General features: G+C 38.7%; 19 protein-coding genes. 2 read left to right on the top strand and 17 right to left on the bottom strand.

Annotation, left to right across the window (positions count from 1 at the left end; all coding sequences use genetic code 11):
* Window positions 1-111: 111 nt before the first annotated feature.
* The 8 genes from NST91_RS02005 to gatC all read right to left on the bottom strand — a co-directional run bounded on the left by NST91_RS02005 (window position 112) and on the right by gatC (window position 7,169).
* The gene (locus NST91_RS02005; protein ID WP_341329783.1) at window positions 112-1,065 is read right to left on the bottom strand and encodes a hypothetical protein; all 954 of its coding nucleotides are present in this window, start codon (window positions 1,063-1,065) and stop codon (window positions 112-114) included.
* Window positions 1,065-2,159: a hypothetical protein gene (locus tag NST91_RS02000; protein ID WP_341329782.1), complete on the bottom strand. Its 1,095-nt coding sequence runs from the start codon at window positions 2,157-2,159 to the stop codon at window positions 1,065-1,067. Before NST91_RS02000 ends, NST91_RS02005 begins: the two co-directional genes overlap by 1 nt.
* Window positions 2,156-2,599 carry an anti-sigma factor gene (locus NST91_RS01995; RefSeq protein WP_341329781.1) on the bottom strand — a complete coding sequence of 148 codons (444 nt, stop codon included), beginning with the start codon at window positions 2,597-2,599 and terminating at the stop codon, window positions 2,156-2,158. Before NST91_RS01995 ends, NST91_RS02000 begins: the two co-directional genes overlap by 4 nt.
* Window positions 2,596-3,078, bottom strand: coding sequence for a sigma-70 family RNA polymerase sigma factor (locus NST91_RS01990; protein ID WP_445724502.1), 483 nt, complete (start codon window positions 3,076-3,078; stop codon window positions 2,596-2,598). The genes NST91_RS01995 and NST91_RS01990 overlap by 4 nt, the downstream gene beginning before the upstream one ends.
* Window positions 3,079-3,269: 191 nt before the next feature.
* Window positions 3,270-3,521, bottom strand: a complete 252-nt coding sequence (locus NST91_RS01985) for a DUF3949 domain-containing protein (protein WP_341329780.1) — start codon at window positions 3,519-3,521, stop codon at window positions 3,270-3,272.
* A gap of 439 nt (window positions 3,522-3,960) precedes the next feature.
* Window positions 3,961-5,391: an Asp-tRNA(Asn)/Glu-tRNA(Gln) amidotransferase subunit GatB gene (gene gatB / locus NST91_RS01980; RefSeq protein ID WP_341329779.1), complete on the bottom strand. Its 1,431-nt coding sequence runs from the start codon at window positions 5,389-5,391 to the stop codon at window positions 3,961-3,963.
* A 15-nt stretch (window positions 5,392-5,406) separates the two neighbouring features.
* A complete protein-coding gene (gene gatA, locus NST91_RS01975; RefSeq protein ID WP_341329778.1) occupies window positions 5,407-6,864 on the bottom strand; it encodes an Asp-tRNA(Asn)/Glu-tRNA(Gln) amidotransferase subunit GatA in 1,458 nt (485 codons plus the stop codon).
* 14 nt (window positions 6,865-6,878) lie between these two features.
* Window positions 6,879-7,169: an Asp-tRNA(Asn)/Glu-tRNA(Gln) amidotransferase subunit GatC gene (gatC, locus tag NST91_RS01970; protein WP_121449523.1), complete on the bottom strand. Its 291-nt coding sequence runs from the start codon at window positions 7,167-7,169 to the stop codon at window positions 6,879-6,881.
* A 196-nt stretch (window positions 7,170-7,365) separates the two neighbouring features.
* Between gatC and NST91_RS01965 the strand changes: the two genes are divergently transcribed.
* Complete coding sequence (locus NST91_RS01965) at window positions 7,366-7,683, top strand: thioredoxin domain-containing protein (protein ID WP_121449495.1); 318 nt, start codon at window positions 7,366-7,368, stop codon at window positions 7,681-7,683.
* A gap of 56 nt (window positions 7,684-7,739) precedes the next feature.
* Here the strand turns inward: NST91_RS01965 and NST91_RS01960 are convergent, their stop codons facing one another.
* Both NST91_RS01960 and putP read right to left on the bottom strand, forming a co-directional pair.
* Entirely contained in the window at window positions 7,740-8,195 is a 456-nt protein-coding gene (locus tag NST91_RS01960) for a GNAT family N-acetyltransferase (RefSeq protein ID WP_341329777.1), read from the bottom strand.
* 433 nt (window positions 8,196-8,628) lie between these two features.
* A complete protein-coding gene (gene putP, locus NST91_RS01955) occupies window positions 8,629-10,143 on the bottom strand; it encodes a sodium/proline symporter PutP (RefSeq protein WP_341329776.1) in 1,515 nt (504 codons plus the stop codon).
* A 465-nt stretch (window positions 10,144-10,608) separates the two neighbouring features.
* On the opposite strand from putP, the gene NST91_RS01950 reads away from it, so the two are divergent.
* Window positions 10,609-10,911: an iron-sulfur cluster assembly accessory protein gene (locus NST91_RS01950; protein WP_121449498.1), complete on the top strand. Its 303-nt coding sequence runs from the start codon at window positions 10,609-10,611 to the stop codon at window positions 10,909-10,911.
* Window positions 10,912-10,952: 41 nt separating this feature from the next.
* Here NST91_RS01950 and pruA read toward each other — a convergent pair whose 3' ends face one another.
* From pruA to pcrA, 7 genes are all read right to left on the bottom strand, one after another.
* Window positions 10,953-12,500, bottom strand: a complete 1,548-nt coding sequence (gene pruA / locus NST91_RS01945) for an L-glutamate gamma-semialdehyde dehydrogenase (protein WP_341329775.1) — start codon at window positions 12,498-12,500, stop codon at window positions 10,953-10,955.
* A gap of 219 nt (window positions 12,501-12,719) precedes the next feature.
* Window positions 12,720-13,082: a hypothetical protein gene (locus NST91_RS01940; RefSeq protein WP_341329774.1), complete on the bottom strand. Its 363-nt coding sequence runs from the start codon at window positions 13,080-13,082 to the stop codon at window positions 12,720-12,722.
* Window positions 13,083-13,115: 33 nt separating this feature from the next.
* Window positions 13,116-13,631: an acyl-CoA thioesterase gene (locus NST91_RS01935; RefSeq protein ID WP_341329773.1), complete on the bottom strand. Its 516-nt coding sequence runs from the start codon at window positions 13,629-13,631 to the stop codon at window positions 13,116-13,118.
* A gap of 574 nt (window positions 13,632-14,205) precedes the next feature.
* Window positions 14,206-15,117, bottom strand: coding sequence for a LysR family transcriptional regulator (locus tag NST91_RS01930; protein WP_341329772.1), 912 nt, complete (start codon window positions 15,115-15,117; stop codon window positions 14,206-14,208).
* 172 nt (window positions 15,118-15,289) lie between these two features.
* A complete protein-coding gene (locus NST91_RS01925) occupies window positions 15,290-16,495 on the bottom strand; it encodes a CamS family sex pheromone protein (RefSeq protein ID WP_341329771.1) in 1,206 nt (401 codons plus the stop codon).
* Window positions 16,496-16,508: 13 nt separating this feature from the next.
* Window positions 16,509-18,515 (bottom strand): NAD-dependent DNA ligase LigA, encoded by a 2,007-nt coding sequence (gene ligA / locus NST91_RS01920; protein WP_341329770.1) that lies wholly within the window; start codon window positions 18,513-18,515, stop codon window positions 16,509-16,511.
* 18 nt (window positions 18,516-18,533) lie between these two features.
* The gene (gene pcrA / locus NST91_RS01915) at window positions 18,534-20,768 is read right to left on the bottom strand and encodes a DNA helicase PcrA (protein WP_341329769.1); all 2,235 of its coding nucleotides are present in this window, start codon (window positions 20,766-20,768) and stop codon (window positions 18,534-18,536) included.
* Window positions 20,769-20,826: the final 58 nt, after the last annotated feature.

Raw genomic sequence — 20,826 nt, 5'->3', positions numbered from 1 at the left:
ACCTATTTACTATATCATTTATATTCAAAAAACACTATTAAGTTGCCCCTTTTAACTTACGCTTATTACACAAAAATGCGCTTAGCCAAGGCCAAAGCGCAAAACCTTTTCTTACATTTTTTCAACTAGATTTACTGTTACAAGATCACTATTAAAAATCGATAACTTATATGTTCCTTCGCCCAACTTTTTTGTGCCTTTGTATAATTTTTCGGTGGTACTTTCCTCGTAAACCTCTTCAATTCCACCACGTTCAGTTGTATCAATTTTATCCCATTTCATATTTCCATTCTCAAGGACATTATTCGAAACAGCTGACAACAGAATGTCACTCTTATCATTCACATGAATCGATACATTTGACACTCCATCTACAACCCAGTTATTTTCAAGTGAGCCCGGATAAAGTGAGACATTATTATGTTCACCTCGAACCTCTAGTCTAATCGAACTTGGCACAATAATCGTGGGCTCAATTGTTGCATATGTAGAAAATGGCCCCGTCTGATCTGCAGGTTCTTTCAATGTCACGTACATAGTGTCCCCGACAACCTTTGTAAATACATAATCCTTTGTTTCTGCAATGATTGGGTCTGCCTTCGGGTGGACCGTTGCACGGAACACGCCAAATACATGAAGTTCATTCGCAGTAGATCCTTCGACTTTGCTTGTTACTCCGTTCGTTTCAAGGACCACACGCTTGATATCACTTGCCAACTTTTCCTCAATTGCTGGCAAATCCATTGTACGGTGCTCTGCCCCAATCACGCCTTGAACCTCATCAACAAGCCCTATAGATGATAACAAGGTAAACCCGATTCCAATTGTTCCGATAATCCCAACAAAAAGAATACTTAAAAAGTCATATTTAACAATTGGATTTTCCTGCTTTGACATAAATAGATAGACGACAATTTCTATTCCCAACACGATTAGAATGATTGGCCACCACACAAGCAGAGGCTCCATCATTTGCATTCCTTTTAGCTGTGATAGGAAAAGAAGAATCCCAAGCAAGACTAAAGATAACCCCATTGAAACTGAACCAACCCGCCACTTTCGCATTACGCATTCTCCTTCCGTTTTTTACTTCCTACCATCAACTTCAAGCCACCACCAATGAGTAAGATACAAATAATCGTGCCTTGGAAGTAATTATAGTAAAAATATTGAACATCAAAATTGAAAACTCTCATAATCGTAGGACCCACCGTAGGAAGGACAACATTTACGAGTAAATAGTAAATCCCTAAGGCAATTAGCCCAAATCCGACCCATTTTTGGTGATTGACAATATAGGAAACGACCGGAACATCCTCAAGGTCATCTTCTCCATGCTTTGACACCTTTTGTAGGGCATCAAAAAAGCTATAAAACCAAATAATGGGGATTAAAAACAGAAATAATGACAACCTCAGAACATCTAAAATATAAATCGCGAATAAAAAGGCAGCCATCAGCTGTATACCTCGTTTTTGAAGGCCAAGATACAAATGCCCTGCTCCCGGGAAAATGGCTAAAATTGTTGCTAGCGTTTTGCTTTTACGCCCTTGCTCACGTCTTGTTTCCTCAAAATCCTCGATTATGGTCTTATCAACTAACTCTTCTCCACGGTGTTTTTTCCCTATTAACTGAATCGCATCAAACATGTTGTATACCCACAAAATTGGTAGAATCCCTAAAAATACCAAGAATGCCCCTTGATCTGTAAAAATGGAAATAAACACAACCATGGTTCCCAATCCGAAGAATCCGATAAGAAAGGTTAATCCACGGTTTAGCAAGCCTAGTTGAAAATGCCCTAACCCCGGGATAAACGAAAGAATAATTGTATAGAAACGTTCTGAATCATCCGATCTAGTAACAATAACTTGTTCATCTCCCGATTGAACTACCTGCTGCTTTTGGTTTTGCTTATTATTTCGTAATAGAAAGATAACCATATCGAATACATTAATAACCGCTACAAAAAATGCAAAGATGAGCCCAACTAAAAGTGGATCTTCAAATCCAGTCATCATCCATCCAAAGATTCCTATTAATATAGGCCCGACTGTACCCACTCCATAAACAAACCCTCTTATCTTTCGATTCACATAAAAATGTCCAACACCTGGAATAAATGATAGGAAAAATGCCAGCACTGGATTATAACTCATTTTTCTCCCTCCTCTTGATCTGTATTGATTATGTCAAAAACCGATAAAGCTTTTTCCATCAAACTAGTTGAAACAGATTGTCTTTGTTTAGAAAAGCTAGATGCCTCCACTGTCCCCACTATACCCGTCATACTTTGGAAGACTCCAGTTGACATTAATGATAATGTTACAACTGCCGCAACACCATAATGGAATATCGGACTTTGTAAAATAGACTTCTTTTGTTTTTCCTTGTTCACCGGTAGCTTCATTACTACCTCGTCTGTAAAATGAATATTTTCAAGATCCGGAAGCTCAACTGCTTGGTCCTCTACTAGTTTCATATATATTTCTAAACATTGGTCACAGGAATACAGGTGATCTTCAAGTTCTCCCCGCCTTGATTCTGCTAATTCATCCTTCATGTACATTAACCATTCTTCGTCTCTGTAATGTCTCACCTAAAATCATCCTCCTTCCAATGTTTTTTCATCCAATTTCTAGCTCGGTATAATTTGGTTTCAACCGTCTTTACTTCGACCTGTTGCTCTTCTGCAATTTGTTTATAACTTTTTTCTGCTATGTAATAAGCTTCAATCACTTTACGATAATTCGTAGGCATATCGTGTAACCGATTTTTGACCAGTTCTCTTTGTTCTTTTTGTAAAAGTGGCAATACAACATTTTCCTCTGGGGAAGAGAATGTCGGGAGGTCATCCGGTTCAAGAACCATTTCTTGCTGCCGAAGTTTCTTCCGCTTTACATCAATTGCGTGGTTCATAGCAATCCGTGTCATCCATGCTTTAATGCCCTGCGAACTGTACTGGGGGAGAGCATAATAGATTTTTAGAAACACTTCCTGCGACGCATCCTCGGCATCCTTTTCATGTCGTAAAACTGAATATATTACCTTGAATACTAGATTCTTATATTTTTCGATAAATAATCGAAATGCGTGCTCATCGCCTGCTTTTACCTTTTCAATCAGAATCTCATCCTGAATTGCGCTCTCCCCCCTTCTCTTTTCTCTACCCTATTAGACGAACTTAACCCTACTATACCCTACACTTTTTATAAAAAAATTTAAAGTCACGAAAAAAGACCCTCAAAACTTGAAGGTCTCCTAAACAATTAACTATCTCGATGACGTAATTTATATATTAATGCTGCGATTAATGTTGATGGCAGATTTAACAAATTCCCTTGGAGGTTATACTGTAATTGTTGCTCCTCGAAGGACATGTCCTCATACAATTCATTATGTGTTTTTTTCGTTTTCTTTAATTCTTCCTTCGTTGCAGCTATATTTCGATATTGGAACGGAATCATGATTAAAATATAAAGAACTACAATCGCTCCAAGTATCATCCATATCAAATCCATCTTCGCACCCCCTTGAGTGAAAACGCTTATATTTAGTTTACGATTAGGACCCTGAGAAGGTTTCATGCGTAATGCATAAATATATTTTTCTGCCAATGGTTTATCAATAAGCACCGTTTGCAGGACATGCTACACTCTATTTCTATCGAGCGTGTACCGGGAGAGCTTTCTTGCGATACAAGCTGCGCACTATTGCTGCAAGCCGTGTACCGGTAGTGCTCTCTTGTGGCACATGCCACACACTATTTCTGCCAAGCCTGTACTGGGAGAGCTCTCTTATGGGCAGCTGAACCGCTATTTCATTCAAGCCTGTACCTGTAGAATTCGCTTGCGGGACATCCTACTCCGCTATTTCAACCGACCGTATACCGTAAAACTCACCGTTGCTTGGCAACCAAAAAAAAGACCTACTTTTTAAAAATAAGTAGGTCTTCGTCTTTTATAATTTATTCATTTCTTCAGCAAGAATTTTGTTTACCATTTGTGGGTTGGCTTGTCCTTTTGTTTGTTTCATAACTTGGCCAACTAGGAAACCAATCGCTTTCCCTTTACCACTCTTAAAATCTTCGACGGATTGAGGGTTGTTACTGATCACTTCAACGATAATCTTTGTTAGAGCACCTTCATCAGAGATTTGAACAAGTCCTTTTTCCTTCACGATTGTTTCAGCATCTCCGCCATTTTCAATTAACTCTTTAAAGACGGTTTTAGCAATTTTAGAAGAAATTGTTCCGTTTTCGATTAGTTTAATCATACCTGCAAGTCCTGCTGGAGTTAAGGCAATTTCATGTAATTCCTTCTGCTCGGCATTTAGGTACCCTGAAACTTCACCCATAATCCAGTTTGAGGCTTGTTTTGCATCAGCGCCACTTTCTACTGTTTCTTCAAAGAAATCAGATGTTTCCTTCGTTACAGTTAAAACAGATGCATCATATTCTGGTAGTCCCAGTTCTTCAATATATCTCTTTTTACGAGCATCTGGAAGCTCAGGAATTTCTGCACGAACTCTTTCCATCCACTCATCGTCAATATAAAGTTCAACTAAGTCTGGCTCTGGGAAGTAGCGGTAATCGTCTGAACCTTCTTTTACACGCATTAAAATAGTTGATTTTGAAGATTCATCATAGCGACGTGTTTCTTGTTCGATTACGCCACCTGCAGATAAAACTTCAGCCTGACGGATCTCTTCATATTCAAGACCATTTTTAACGAATGCAAATGAGTTTAAGTTCTTAAGTTCCGTTTTTGTACCGAACTCTTCTTGGCCGACTGGACGTAGTGAGATGTTAGCATCACAACGAAGTGAGCCTTCCTCCATTTTACAATCAGATACACCTGTGTATTGGACGATTGATTTTAGTTTTTCCAAGTAGGCATATGCTTCCTCAGGTGTACGAATGTCTGGCTCAGATACAATCTCAATCAATGGTGTTCCTTGACGGTTCAAGTCAACCAATGAATAACCACGACCAGAGTGAGTAAGTTTACCCGCATCTTCCTCTAGGTGAAGACGTGTAATTCCAATCTTTTTCTTTTCGCCATTTACTTCGATTTCAATCCAACCATTCTCACCAATCGGCTTATCAAATTGAGAGATTTGGTAGGCCTTTGGGTTATCCGGATAAAAATAGTTTTTACGGTCGAACTTTGTTTCCTGGTTAATCTCACAGTTTAAAGCCATTGCAGCCTTCATCGCCCACTCTACAGCTTTTTTATTTATAACTGGAAGTACACCTGGGTACCCCAATTCAACGACACTAGTTAATGTATTTGGCGCTGCTCCGAATTCATTCGGTGCGCTTGAAAATATTTTTGATTCGGTTTTAAGTTCAACGTGAACCTCCAACCCAATAACTGTTTCAAACTTCATCTCTGTTTTCACCCCTTACAATTGTGGTTTTTGTTTATGATGTTCGGTTGCTTTTTCAAACGCATCTGCAACACGATAAATTGTACTTTCATCAAAATGTTTACCAATAACTTGCAGACCAAGTGGTAATCCATTTGAGAATCCACATGGTACCGATATTCCTGGTACACCTGCAAGGTTCACTGGGATGGTTAGAATATCATTCGCATACATTGTAAGTGGGTCGTCCATGTTTTCACCAATTTTAAACGCTGGAGTTGGTGTAGTAGGTCCAATGATGACATCATATTTTTCAAGTACATCTTCAAAGTCTTTCTTGATTAATGTACGAACTTTTTGTGCCTTTTTATAGTAAGCATCATAGTAGCCTGAGCTTAACGCAAAGGTTCCGAGCATGATACGACGTTTTACTTCGTCACCAAAGCCCTCGCTTCTCGTTTGCTTGTACATCTCAATGAGATTTTCTGCATTATCTGTACGGTATCCATAACGAACGCCATCAAAGCGTGCAAGGTTTGCTGATGCTTCTGAAGATGATAATAAGTAATACGTTGCTAATGCATATTTTGAATGTGGAAGTGAAACCTCTTCCCATGTTGCGCCAAGTCCTTCAAGAACCTTAAGTGAGTCAAGAACAGATTGACGAACTTCCTCATTTACACCTTCACCTAGATATTCCTTAGGCACAGCAATTTTCAAGCCTTTAACATCACCCGTTAAAGCAGATACGTAGTTTGGTACGTCGACATTCGCAGAAGTTGCATCCATTGGATCAACACCAGAAATTGCTTGTAAAAGGAAGGCATTATCCTCAACTGTGCGTGTAACTGGTCCAATTTGATCTAATGAAGATGCAAAAGCGATTAAACCAAAACGTGAAACTCTTCCGTACGTAGGCTTTAATCCAACCACTCCACAAAAAGCTGCTGGTTGTCGAATGGAACCACCGGTATCAGAACCAAGTGAGAATAATACTTCTCCAGCCGCAACCGCTGCTGCAGATCCACCACTAGACCCTCCTGGAACACGTTCTAGATCCCATGGATTTTTTGTTACCTTAAAGCTTGAGTTTTCATTGGAAGAACCCATTGCAAATTCATCCATGTTTAACTTACCAATCGTAACTGATTGAGCATTCTGAAGCTTTTGAACGACCGTTGCATCATAAATCGGATCAAAGTTTTCTAGTATTTTACTTGCTGCCGTTGTACGAACGCCTTTGGTTACAATATTGTCTTTAACACCGATTGGCATACCAAATAATAAGCCTAATTCATCACTGTTTCCAAGTGCTTCATCTAATTGCTTCGCGTATTCTTTTGCATTTTCTTCATTCAATGTTAAAAAAGCTTGTACCTTATCATCAACCGCATTGATACGCTTGAATGATTCATCTACAAGATCTGATACTGAAATTTCTTTTTTATGTAAAAGTGCTTGTAATTCTGAAATTTTGTGATCAAAAAGTGACACTTTGTCTCCCCCCTTTATTCAATGATAGATGGTACACGGAACTGTCCATCTTTCGCATCTGGTGCGTTTTTCAAAACTTCTTCAACTGGTAATCCTTCTTTTGCAACATCTTCACGCATTACATTTTTCACGGAAAGAACATGTGAAGTTGGCTCCACATTTTCTGTATCTAGTTCATTTAATTGTTCAGCAAATGAAATAATCGCATCTAACTGTTGTTGGAACATCTTCGCTTCGTCCTCTGTCACAGCTAAACGCGCTAGGTTAGCAACATGTTTAACTTCTTCAATCGAAATCCTCGACATTTTCCCTTCACCTCCACCGTCCATACAATATACTGATAATATCAAAATTTTCACCGTTTCGGCAATAGTTCCTCCCTCATTCTTCCCGATTTCGACAAGAAACAACTCGAAACTTCTGGCTGGGCAGATTATTTCTCTTTTAAATAGGGAATTGGTATAGTAGGATTGATAAAATACAGGATGTGGAGTGATTGGAATGGAAAGGATTACTTCTGTTGAACAATTTAATGAGATTATTCAATCTGAAGGTGCCATTATAAAATTTGATACAACTTGGTGCCCTGATTGCAGACGACTTGAAGCGTTCATTGGTGAGGTTCTCGAAACTCACAATAGTGTTCCTTGGTACAGCATGGATAAGGACGAGTTCCCTGAAATCGCTGAAAAGTATAATGTAATGGGAATCCCAAGTCTTCTATATTATAAAGGTGGAGAAAAGCTAGGACACTTACACAGTGCTAACGCGAAAACACCTGAGCAAGTCAACGAATACCTTGAAGGATTAGGGATCTAATATCTTAAAGAAGTGCCGTTAATTGTTTAGTACAAGCAACTAACGGCATTATTTGTCTAGTTTAGATTTAATTCTAAAATAATCTCTGTTCCATTTAACATCTCACCCGTATTTACAAATCCGATGGATTCATAAAATCGTAAAGCTACTATGTTGTCTGGCTCTGTTGATAGACGGATACACTCACAATCTTCATTTGTTCTTAATTGATCAATAATTTTTTTCATCGCGGATTTACCATAGCCTTTTCCTTGGTATCGAACATCAATCATCAACCTTGGAACCCAATATTTATTTCTGGGCTCAAGTGATGGATCATAATCCGTCATGACAAATCCAATCACAACTTCTTCCAAATAAATTGCATACGGTGTATAACAAGGATTTACCTTAGACTCTGCAATTGAAAATACATTAGGCTCAATTTTCTTATCCTGCCCTTCGCCCAATTTTAAGCTAATGCACTCATAAAAATTTTCGATTGTAATTTCTTTAATCTTTATTGATGACATATCCTGGCTCCTCGCAACTTATTATCCTATTAAAATAATTATGAGTGACCTCGCTTACATAGGCAACAAAAGAAATGTCCTTCATTTTATCCGAATCCATCTTAATTGGAATCACTTCAGGCTCTCCCCTATCAGCCTGTCCAAATATGTACCGTTTTCTGACTCACTTTTGGATTTTACGACTTGACCTGGCAGAATCTAAACCTTTTTCTGACTCTCTTCAGGCTCTTCCCAATTAGTCTGTCCAAATATGTACCGTTTTCTGACTCACTTTTGGATTTCCTACTTGGCCTGTCAAAATCTTATTCCGACTTTCATTTTGATTTTCTACATCCCAAGAATGATATAAGGAATTAGAAATCTAATAAAATAGGCCGCTATTTGCTACAATGCAAATAACGGCCTCTCGTTTTCAATCTATAAGAATACTTTTCTATGCTTTTTTCAGTTTCTCTTTTACTGCGTCAAATTCATCAAGGATTTCTTGTGATGGTGCCTTTGTAACTAAGCTGACAACGATAATCGTAATTGTGGCAAGTAGGAAACCTGGAACAATTTCATACAAACTAAATGGAATGACTGCTTCTCTAATAACCTCTCCAGCCTCATTCAATTTAGGTGTAGAAAGAATACTCCAGACAACAACTGTAACTGCTCCTACGATCATTCCGGCTAACGCTCCCCAACGATTCATCCGTTTCCAGAACAGGGAGAGAATGATAACAGGACCAAATGCAGCTCCAAATCCTGCCCAAGCATATCCAACAAGATCTAATACCTTGCTATCACGGTCATACCCTAGGAAAATAGCAATTACTGCAATTACAAGAACGGCAATTCTACCAACCCACATTTCTTCTTTCTGACTAGCTTCCTTTCTAAAGATAGCTTTATAGAAATCTTGGGTCAATGCACTTGAAGAAACAAGTAACTGCGAATCAACTGTACTCATAATGGCTGCTAAGATCGCCGCTAGTAAGAATCCAGCAACCCATGGGTTAAATAATACTTGTGAAAAAACGATAAACACTGTTTCTGAGTTAGCTAAAGGTGCATCAGCGAAATAAGCAATACCCGTAAATCCAATAAAGATTGCGCCAAATAGTGATAATACCATCCAAGTCATTCCGATAAAACGCGCTTTTGGAATCTCTTTTGTTGATTTAATACCCATAAATCGAACGATGATATGTGGCTGACCAAAATAACCTAGCCCCCACGCTAATAATGAAATAATTCCAAGTGTAGTAGCACCAGACATAACATCTAGATAAGATGTGTCGATAGCACCGATTTGATTGACTGTATCACCCCATCCACCAAGTTCGTAGATCACGACGATTGGAATGATGATTAATGCTAGGAACATCAAGATTCCTTGAACAAAATCAGTCCAACTTGCAGCTAAGAAACCACCAAAGAAAGTATAGGAAAGTATGACGGCAGCTCCAACCCATAGGGCGAGTTCATAGTCCATTTTAAATGAGCTTTCTAAAAGAATTGCTCCACCTACAAGACTTGCAGAAGTATAGAAGGTAAAGAATACTAAGATAACAACCGCGGAAATAACACGTAGTAGCTTTGTTCCATCACGGAATCGATTTTCAAAATAGTCAGGAACCGTTATCGAATCATTTGAAACCTCTGTATACACACGGAAAGGCTTCGCAATAAATTGCCAGTTCAGATAAGCACCTATTGCCAAACCAACTGCAATCCATATTTCACCCATTCCACCAGCATACATTGCACCAGGTAAACCGAGCATGAGCCAACTACTCATATCAGACGATCCAGCACTAAGGGCTGCAACCCCTGCACCTAACCTTCTTCCACCCAGTACATAGTCGGTTAAATTTTTTGTCATTCTTGCAGCAAGGATACCGATGACCAGCATTCCTACAAGATAGATAATAATTGCTGTTAACGTTTGTACGTTAATATCCATGTTTAGACATCCTCTCCTTTGTCAGTAAATAATGTGATAGTTGATAATACAATTAACGAAAGCATCGGCACGAACAGCCAAAAATATGTGACACCCGTTAAACTATATTCCATACCTTCACCCCCCTCAAGGTTTCGCTAATCCTATCCCTATGCAGTCATATACAATTTCATGATAATTCCCATTTTTCGATATTAACTGCAGCTCAAAATAAACACTTATAAATCTTAACATATGATAACTTACAGAACAGGGCGAATATTGCAAAAACAAATAATGAATGTATAATTATTCATAAATTTAGTGTAAATTTGCAATATAAATCTAATAATCTAATAACTATTCATCGAAACTAATAAAATTAAATCGAACTTTTTTCAGAAAAAGGCTATATATTTGTTATTTTTCAGAAATACTGAGAAAATAAGTAGTATAAAATTTTAATAAAAAAACAGGAGAATCGACATGAATGTAAAAATTAATCGTAATGCTGCAAAAACAATGAAGAAAATGCTCGAAAGTGAAGAATCAGAAGGAAAAATGCTTCGCGTGGTAATCACAGAAGTACACGGTGACCACGCCCATTATGCCCTTCAGTTTGATAACCCTACAGAGCATGATGAAATTGTCAAAACCGATAAGGATATTGAAGTCCTTCTTGATACGAGGGATGCGGAATTTTTAGATGGTGTATGGATTCAATTCTTCTACGTTCCAGAAGAGCAATTTGTAATTACCAATCCTAAAAAAGGACATCACCACCATTAAACATTAAAACGCCCTCTCATGTGATGAAAGGGCGTTTATTTTTATAGCATTTCAGATATTGTTTTAGCTTGCATGTGAAGAAGAAGATAGTCTGGGCCACCTGCTTTTGAGTCTGTTCCAGACATATTGAAGCCACCAAATGGTTGATAGCCTACAATTGCTCCCGTACATCCACGGTTAAAATAGAGATTACCCACGTGGAAGTCTTCCTTTGCTTTTTCGATATTTGCACGGTTGTTTGAAATAACTGCACCTGTTAATCCATACTCTGTGTTATTTGCAATGTCAATTGCATGGTTAAAATCGCGTGCCTTACAGAATGCGACTACAGGACCAAATATCTCCTCTTTCATGATACGTGCCTCTTCTTCCACATCAGCGAAGATTGTAGGTTGGATGAACCAGCCTTTAGAATCATCACCTTCTCCACCATGAAGAAGTTTCCCTTCCTTCTTCCCAATCTCAACATAGCTCATAATCTTGTCATAAGCACCTTGGTCATTAACAGGCCCCATATAGGTTGATTGTTGAGTAGGGTCTCCCACTGTTAGTTCCTTTGTTAATTCAACAGCACGGCTTAGTACCTCATCATATACATCTTCCACGATAACTGCACGTGAACATGCTGAACATTTTTGTCCAGAGAATCCGAATGCTGATGCAACAATGGATTTAGCTGCTAATTCTAGATCAGCTTCTTTATCAACGACGATTGTATCTTTACCGCCCATCTCAGCGATGACACGTTTTAACCAGATTTGGCCATCATTCAATTTGGATGCACGCTCATATATACGTAAACCGACATCACGTGATCCAGTAAAGCTGATGAAACGAGTTTTTGCGTGATCTACAAGGTAGTCACCCACTTCAGAGCCACTTCCAGGGATATAATTGACAACCCCTGCAGGTAACCCTGCTTCTTCTAGAACTTCCATGAATTTCGCAGCAATTACTGGAGTTGTACTTGCTGGTTTCAGTAACACCGTATTACCAGAAACTAATGCAGCCGTAGTCATACCGGCCATAATCGCAAAAGCGAAGTTCCAAGGTGAAATGATAACCCCAACACCTAGTGGGATATAAGTAAAACGATTATGTTCAATTGGACGGCTTTCTACCGGAATTCCATTCTTTAATTTTAACATTTGTCGTCCGTAGTACTCCATAAAGTCAATAGCTTCTGCTGTATCTGCATCTGCTTCATTCCAAGGTTTACCCGCTTCTTTTACGAGTAAAGCAGAAAACTCATGCTTGCGACGACGAACGATTGCTGCTGCTCTAAAAAGAATATCAGCACGCATTTCCGGGCTTGACTTTCTCCACGTTTGGAATGTTTTATCCGCAACTTGCATAGCCTTTTCAGCTAGCTCTCGGTTTGCTTTTGACACACGGCCAACTACTTCCTCTTTGTTAGCAGGGTTTACAGAGACGATTTTGTCTTCGGTTGAGATGCGTTCACCACCTATAATTAGGTCGTAATTATTGCCTAAATATGATTCTACAGTCTTCAGACCGGCCTCAAACGCTTTCATATTTTCCTCAATTGAAAAATCAGTAAATGGTTCATGTTTGTAAGGTACTACCATTCTACTTCGCCTCCCTTTGTACTCATTAAAGATAACAATATCATTCTACTAAAATAAAGCGCTTACTTCAAACGGGAATTAAATAGTCGAAATACTCTTTATACTTATTTTATACAAAAAAAGGGTAGTTCCATCCAAAACAAAAGGGTGAATTGAATCAAAGTCCAATACACCCTTACTCTCCACTCTTTCCAGTGGTTTATTCATTTGTCTTTTGCCTTATGAACGGATTGAAGATGGACCAACTAATGCTGTTGGATTTTCACCTAATGCTAATTTACTGATATTTACATAACTAAGCTGTTTATGCGTATTCAACATTTCTCTCAATTCATTAAATTTTGCATCCGCTCTTAGTTTTTCAACTTCTCTTTGATAAACAGATGCTACATAATCTTCTGAGGACATTGGTTGGATTTCCCCCATAATTAATGAGCCCATATATTGATACCCATACTGCATTCGACGGGTTAACTTAATGATATTTATGAATTTTTTATAAATAGTTGGCTTTGTCTTGTTTAAGTTTTCAATCGCATTTTGTGCATCTTTCAATTGCTTGTAACTTGCTACTACTATCATATAATCATCTTCCTTATTTATGTTTATTTCCCATTAATCCCATGGTTTGTCCAGTGAAAGGTTAGCCACAAGCTCATGATTTTGTTTCCTTTTTAACTTGCGAATTCTTTCTCGTTCTTTTCCCGTCTCATAAAGATACTTTTCTTCCTTTGTTTCCGGAATAACACCTGGCACTTCCATTGGTCTTTTATTTTCGTCAAGAGGGACAAAAGTCAAGAATGCTGTTGCCGCCATTCTTCGTTTCCCAGTTTCAAGATCTTCAGCAATCACTTTACAGATAATCTCCATTGACTTTTTCCCTGTATAGCTGACAAATGATTCAATACATACAGAATCAGTTACTCGGATTGGTTCAATGAAATTAACATTGTCAGTCGATGCCGTAACACACTCCTTTATCCGTGAATGTCTGCGGGCAGAAAGTGTTGCACAGGCATCCATCTTCTTCATTAGAACTCCGCCAAATAAAGTATGATAATTGTTCAAATCATTGATCAGTACTTGATCGGTTTGAATAACACGCGTTTCTTTAACTTTCCTTGCTTCCATTTAATCATCACCATTTATATAAATGCTACAAGAATGAATCTCATAAGCATTAGATTTTTTTTCACAAGGACAATTATACTACTGCCAAAGTAGAAAAATACAATGCCAATTCATATATAACATACATAACAAAATTGCATGTAAACGCCCCCAAACCATAAAATAAATGGCTGTTTTCGCAAACTTTGTTGTTTTTTATAACGTTGACTTCCGCTTCAGGTGGACGCTTTCCGCGGGCGTGGCTTGAGTCTCCTAAACGACATGTGGAGGCGGCTTGCACAGAAACGAGAAGTTGAAATTTCTCAAGTTTCTAGCCGCTGAAACTGGACACGTCGCTGCTGCTCCTGTGGGGTCTCAAGTCTCACGCTTTTCCCGCTGGACATTGAGTTTGCTTCCTTGAAATAACTCGCGCACGAAGAAAATGTGAATACATTTTCGAGGAGTCGCCACCTTACGCTCCAATCAACTAGGTTTGCATTTTTATCTCAAAAAGCAACAACCTTTTAGAAAAGAGCCAAATAAAAAAAGCTCCTCCTTAACCAGGGGAACTTTCTGACATTTATGTCCAGCTATATTATGAATCATACGGGTTAACAGTTGTCAGCTTTGCTTTTGCAAACCGGATAAATTCTTTGGTAACTTGTGATAAGAATTCATCTCTTTTCCAGACCATTGCTAAATTCCATTCGATTGTCGGATTTGTTATGTTGACCGTTTGAATATCATTTGCAAGTTCATTTGTTAGTTCTTCACATATACTTTCTGGTAGCAAAGTGATACCCAAATTCGAAACAACCATTTCCTGAATGAAATCTAACTGTGACGTCTCAGAAATAATGGATGGTTGAAAACCAGCCTCCCTACAAGCTGAAACGACAAGACTCCTCAATTCAAATTCTCGATTAAACATAATAAATGACTCTTCCTTAAGTTCATCCAATGACACTCCCTGTCTCTTGGCAAGGTAATGAGCCGATGGGACAACAAGTTTTAATTTTTCCTTAACAAACAACAAATAGTCAAATTGACTATTTGTTTTACGAAGAACGATTACTCCAAAATCCAGTAACCCATTAATAATTTTCTCTTCTATCGCTTTTGAACCATCTTCATCTAATTGGAATGTCACCTCAGGATATTCTTGATGGAACGAAGAGAGTAATTGTGAGAAAAAGATAGAATTGGTAATGGTAGGTAGCCCGATGCGGACATGCCTTTTTTTTAGCATGAATGCTTGATTCATCTCTTCATCTAGATGCTCTAACTGTTGCTCAATTTTCAATGCATGTTTTTTTAAAATTTGTCCTGCTTCTGTTAATATTAGTTTTTTTCTCTTCCGAATAAAAAGCTGTGTACCAAGTTCATTCTCTAATGATTTGATAATTCTGCTTAGGGCAGGCTGCGTAATAAATAAATTTTCAGCAGCATTTGTAAAATTTTCAGTTCTCGTAATCTCAATAAAATATTGTAAATGTTTAAGTTCCACTTTTATCAAATCCTTGTTTTCGTACTAAGGGACAATGGTAGCCTATGCTTATTTAATTTCACCAATCACATGTTGCAAGGAATTGGAATTCCTTATTACGGGTAGTAACAACTACACTAGAACTCCCTGGTAAAAAAGACCTAACGCGTATGTGGTTAGATCTTCTCTACTCTTAATTATACACGTGAACAGTCGGTTCACTTTCGCCTGCATCCCGTATGATAACACTCTCAGCTCCACTTTCAGATTCGATATATACCTGAAGCGAAATATAGTTTTCAAAATGCTCCATTATTAGACCCGTTACGTATTGTGTAAAACCAATAACCTCTGCTTTTCCATAGAATTGCATAGGGATTTTAAGAGTTAACTCCTGTAGCTCGTCGTCCTTATAAAAACCTTTTCCGACAACTGCTGTAAAATTAGGGAAGAAATCTGCAATAGCGTCAGAAAAATTTTGCACCATTAACGAATCCTCACGATAATTACTTTTTGCCTCGTTAGATGGAAAGAAGTAATACTTTTCATTAATTGTTTCCCATTTTCCGATATTCGACGAGTTAGCATCCACTTTTGCCTTCATGATAAAGTTTCCTGGGGCAACTGCACTAACTGCCTGCTGTTTAAACAAAGCAACGACAATTGGAATATCACGTATACTTGCATATTCTTTTTCGGTTCGAATTCGATTAATGATTTCCTCTGCTGCTTTTTTTCCTTCTCTTTCGATTTCAGCATTCGAAATTTCTACATCCCTTGGATATCCACCCATTGAATCTGGCAAATTGTAATAATGATGGGAGTTCATGCCTATTCCAATGACAATTCCTCCAATTTCTAATTTGTCTTCATTATTTTTAATTAAATAGTTCTGTTCCGTAATTGCAGCAACATAGATTGGACTCTTCTTCATAGCTGCCTCATAGCCTGGGTCCTCATTTGATGTATCAAATATCGGATTTAGTCCTTCGTTTGGTAGATTCTTTTTCTCTAATGCCTTTTCATATGCTTGCTGCTGGGCAGATGACCTTTTCCGCTTTAACCAGTCTTGAACCGTCTCTTTTTCAAGATACTGGCCTTCCTGGAAAAAATATTTGTCCGATGGAAATGAATCCTGAGCGATTCGCATTAATCCCGTTTCGAATTCATCGATATCCAATCGATTGTTAATATATGATGCAACAATCCCCCGCGCTTTTCCTGTCTTATAAGGAAGGACCGCTTTATAATAGGAATCTGAAATATTATATCTAGGAATAATCGCTTTCTCCGCTTTCTTATCTGAATCCTGAACGACTTCTGTCTCTTGTTCAAATTTAGGGGCACACCCAGATAAAAGAAGCAAAAACGCTAAGCCTAGAAGGTATAGGTTTCTCAAGTTCGAACACCTCTTACTTCCTTAGTTCTTGTACCAGTCTTTCCTCGTCCCAAATCTCAATTTTTAAATCCTGTGCTTTTGTAAGCTTCGAGCCAGCTGCTTCACCTGCAATCAGAAGGTTAGTGCTTTTACTTACACTTCCTGTAACCTTTCCTCCAAGTGCCTCAATTTCAGCTTTTGCTTCATTTCTTGACAATTGCTCAAGCTTACCCGTAAGAACGATGGTCTTTCCAGCAAAATAGGAATCACTATCTTCTACAGATACAAGCTTAGGACCTTTATATTCCATATTTATTCCATACTCACGTAGTTCATTTAGAAGTTCATGAACCTCTGAGAGCTCAAAATAAGTGACAACCGCATCAGCCATTTTTTCGCCTATTTCATTGATCGCCGTAAGTTCTTCCCTTGTGGCAACCTGTAGCTTCTCCATTGTTTCAAAATGCTGGGCCAATGTTTTTGCTGCTTTAGCTCCAACATGTCGAATCCCTAAACCAAATAGTAGTTTTTCTAAGGAGTTTGACTTTGAATTTTCAATTGCGGCAAGAAGATTATCTGCGGACTTCTCACCCATGCGTTCAAGATTAATCAGCTGTTCCTTTGTTAATGTGTACAGGTCTGCAACATCTGAAATCAATTTTTCATCAAATAATTGTGAAATCACCTTTTCACCAAGTCCATCTATATTCATGGCATTTCGAGAAACGAAATGAATCAACCCTTCTCTAATCTGGGCTGGGCATTTCGGGTTAATACAACGTAAAGCGACTTCTCCATCTAAACGGACTAAATCACTCTCACATTCCGGACAATGTGTCGGCATGTAGAACTCTGGTTCCTCACCTGTTCGTTTTTCAACAAGGACATTCACAACCTCTGGAATGATATCCCCTGCTTTTTTTACGACTACAGTATCCCCAATCCGGATGTCCTTTTCACGAATTAAATCTTCATTATGAAGAGATGCTCGCTGCACGGTTGTCCCTGCCACACGAACAGGCTCAAGGATAGCCGTAGGTGTGATTACTCCAGTTCGACCGACACTTAACTCGATATCAATCAGCTTAGTAGTAACTTCTTCTGCCGGAAACTTATAGGCAACAGCCCATCGCGGACTTTTTGCAGTGAATCCAAGCTCGTCCTGCTGATCAAATGAATCAACTTTTATGACAATCCCATCAATATCATACGCAAGAGCTGGACGCTTTTCTGTCCATTCCGCAATGTAATCTAGAATTTCCTCTATACTTGCACATCTTCTGCGTTCAGGGTTTGTTTTAAAGCCTACTTCATCAAGCATATCAAGGCCTTCACTATGTGAATCGACCCCTAGATTCGTTGAGTCCGCAATCGCGTATAAGAAGATATCGAGATTGCGACTTGCTGCAATTTTCGGGTCAAGCTGTCGCAATGAACCTGCAGCCGCATTCCTCGGATTTGCAAATGGTTCTTCTTCATTTTCGAGTCGAGCCGCATTTAGCTTTTCGAAAGATTTTCTCGGCATAAATGCCTCTCCACGAACCTCAATATCGATCTCCTTCTTTAAACGAAGTGGAATCGAACGAATCGTTTTTAGGTTAACCGTGATGTCTTCTCCAATCGTCCCGTCACCGCGAGTAGAGCCTTGAACAAAACGACCTTGTTCATAACGTAGAGACACAGCAAGACCATCAATCTTTAACTCGCACACATAAGAGATAGAATCACCAACTGCTTGACGTGCACGGCGGTCAAAGTCACGCAAATCCTGCTCATTAAATGCATTACCGAGACTTAACATTGGAATTCGATGCTCTACTTTGTGAAAGGATTCTAGAACCTGCCCACCAACGCGGACTGTAGGAGAATCTCCTGTTTGTAACTCAGGAAATTCCTCCTCAAGCTGAATCAACTCACGCATTAACCGGTCATACTCCGCATCTGGTACAGAAGGTTTATCCAATACATGATATTCATAATTGTACTGGTTTAAAAGTTCATGAAGCTCCTGAACTCTTTCTTGTGCTGCCACTTTATCCATACACCAAACCTCTCTTTCCTAGTTTGCCTTCGTGATTGGTGCAAATTTTGCAAGCAATCGTTTGATTCCAGTTGGGCTAGGGAATGCAATATCCAGTTCCTTCGATTCCCCTTCTCCCTTCACACTGACAACCGTTCCAATTCCCCATTTTTTATGCTCAGCCTTGTCGCCAACCTTCCAACCAATTTCATCTCCGCCAGTGGATTGTGCAACTGGTCTTGAGAAAACCCTTCTTTCTGGCTGTTTCGCAGGTGAAGGTGAGGATGACGAAGAAAATGGAGTACGCATTTGCTGTCTACGTTGCTGACCCAAATCTTCAAGAAGCTCCTCTGGGATCTCAGCAATAAAACGTGAAACTGGATTCATTGATGTTCGTCCATACAAGGTTCTCATTTGTGCATTTGATAAATACAACTCTTCTTCCGCTCTTGTAATCCCTACATAAGCAAGGCGGCGTTCTTCTTCCATTTCCGCTTCTTCCATAAGAGAACGACTATGTGGAAAGACTCCTTCTTCCATTCCCATTAAAAACACAACCGGGAACTCAAGTCCTTTCGCAGAGTGAAGTGTCATCAGGACAACTGCATTATTTTTATCATTTTCATCTTCTTCTAGTTTATCAATATCAGCCACTAATGCTAAATCTGTTAAAAAGGCCACAAGACTTTTGTCATCATTTGTTTTCTCAAAGTTTTGAGTAACAGATAAAAATTCTTCGATGTTTTCAATTCGGCTCTGAGATTCAAGTGTTTTTTCAGCCTTTAAGATTTCAACGTATTCTGTCTTCTCTAAAACATTTTCAACCAATTCAGTGACCGATAAATAGTCCTGCATTTGGACCCAATTATTAATTAAATCTCTAAATTCGCGTAATGCTTTTGTGATTTTTGCACTTAAACCAATCTGTTCAACCTCTTGCAATGCTTGGAACATGGAAAGGTCTTGTGCAATTGCATAGTTGGCAATCTTATCGATAGAAGTCGCACCAATTCCACGTTTCGGGACATTAATAATTCTCGTTAAGCTAATATCATCGTCTGGATTCGCAATTGTGCGCAAGTATGCCAAAATATCCTTAATTTCTTTCCTGTCGTAGAACTTAATTCCGCCAACAATTTGGTAGTTGATATTGGATTTAAGCAAGACTTCCTCCATCACACGAGATTGGGCATTGGTTCGATATAAAATCGCAATGTCTTTAAAGGTTCGTTGTCCACCATCTACAAGTTCACGTATTTTCCCTGCAACAAACTGCGCTTCCCCAGATTCACTATCGGCACGGTAGTACAACAGCTTTTTCCCTTCGTCATTTTCCGTCCAGAGATTTTTCGGTTTACGGTTCATATTGTTTTGGATAACTACATTTGCTGCCTGTAAAATTCGTTTTGTTGAACGATAGTTTTGTTCAAGCAAAATTACCTTTGCATTTTTATAATCTTTTTCAAACGAAAGAATATTGGTGATATCCGCGCCACGCCAACGATAAATCGACTGATCTGAATCACCCACAACACACAAATTCCTAAAACGTGAAGCTAGAAGCTTAACCAGCATATACTGGGCACGGTTTGTATCCTGGTACTCATCCACATGGATGTACTGAAATTTACGCTGATAGAATTCCAACACTTCCGGAACTCGTTGGAAAAGTTGGATTGTAGTCATAATGAGATCATCAAAATCAAGCGCTTGGTTTTTACGCAGTCTTTTTTGATACAACTTATAGACATCACTTACAATCTGCTCATACATGCCGCCCGCTGTTTTTTCATATTCTTCAGGTGTTTGCAATTCGTTCTTCGCGCTGCTGATTGTTCCTAGAATCGTACGTGGGTCAAATTTCTTCGGATCAATATTTTTTTCTTTTAAAATATTTTTGATAACCGAAAGCTGATCAGTTGTGTCTAAAATGGAGAAGTTTCGATTGAACCCCATTCGGTCGATGTCTCTTCGTAAAATTCGAACACACATTGAGTGGAAAGTTGAAATCCAAATATCTTCAGCTGCTCCTCCTAGAATTGCTTGTACACGATCTTTCATTTCTCGAGCTGCTTTATTAGTAAAGGTGATCGCCAAGATATTCCACGGCGCAACTTCTTTTTCCACCATTAAATAAGCAATACGGTGTGTCAAAACTCGAGTTTTACCACTCCCTGCTCCCGCCATAATTAAAAGTGGACCATCTGTTGCTTTAACCGCTTCTTGTTGTTCTTCGTTTAATCCCGATAACAATTTATTGCTAATAAATTGCAATTTCTTCACCGTCCTATTTCAGTATCGTACATACGTTCTATTTTATCCGATTTTTATG

It is taken from the genome of Ferdinandcohnia sp. FSL W7-1320 (genome assembly GCF_038050315.1).
Taxonomy (GTDB): domain Bacteria; phylum Bacillota; class Bacilli; order Bacillales; family Bacillaceae_L; genus Ferdinandcohnia; species Ferdinandcohnia aciditolerans.
The sequence above is the reverse complement of the archived record's forward strand: the minus strand, read 5'-3'. Positions and strand labels throughout refer to the sequence as shown.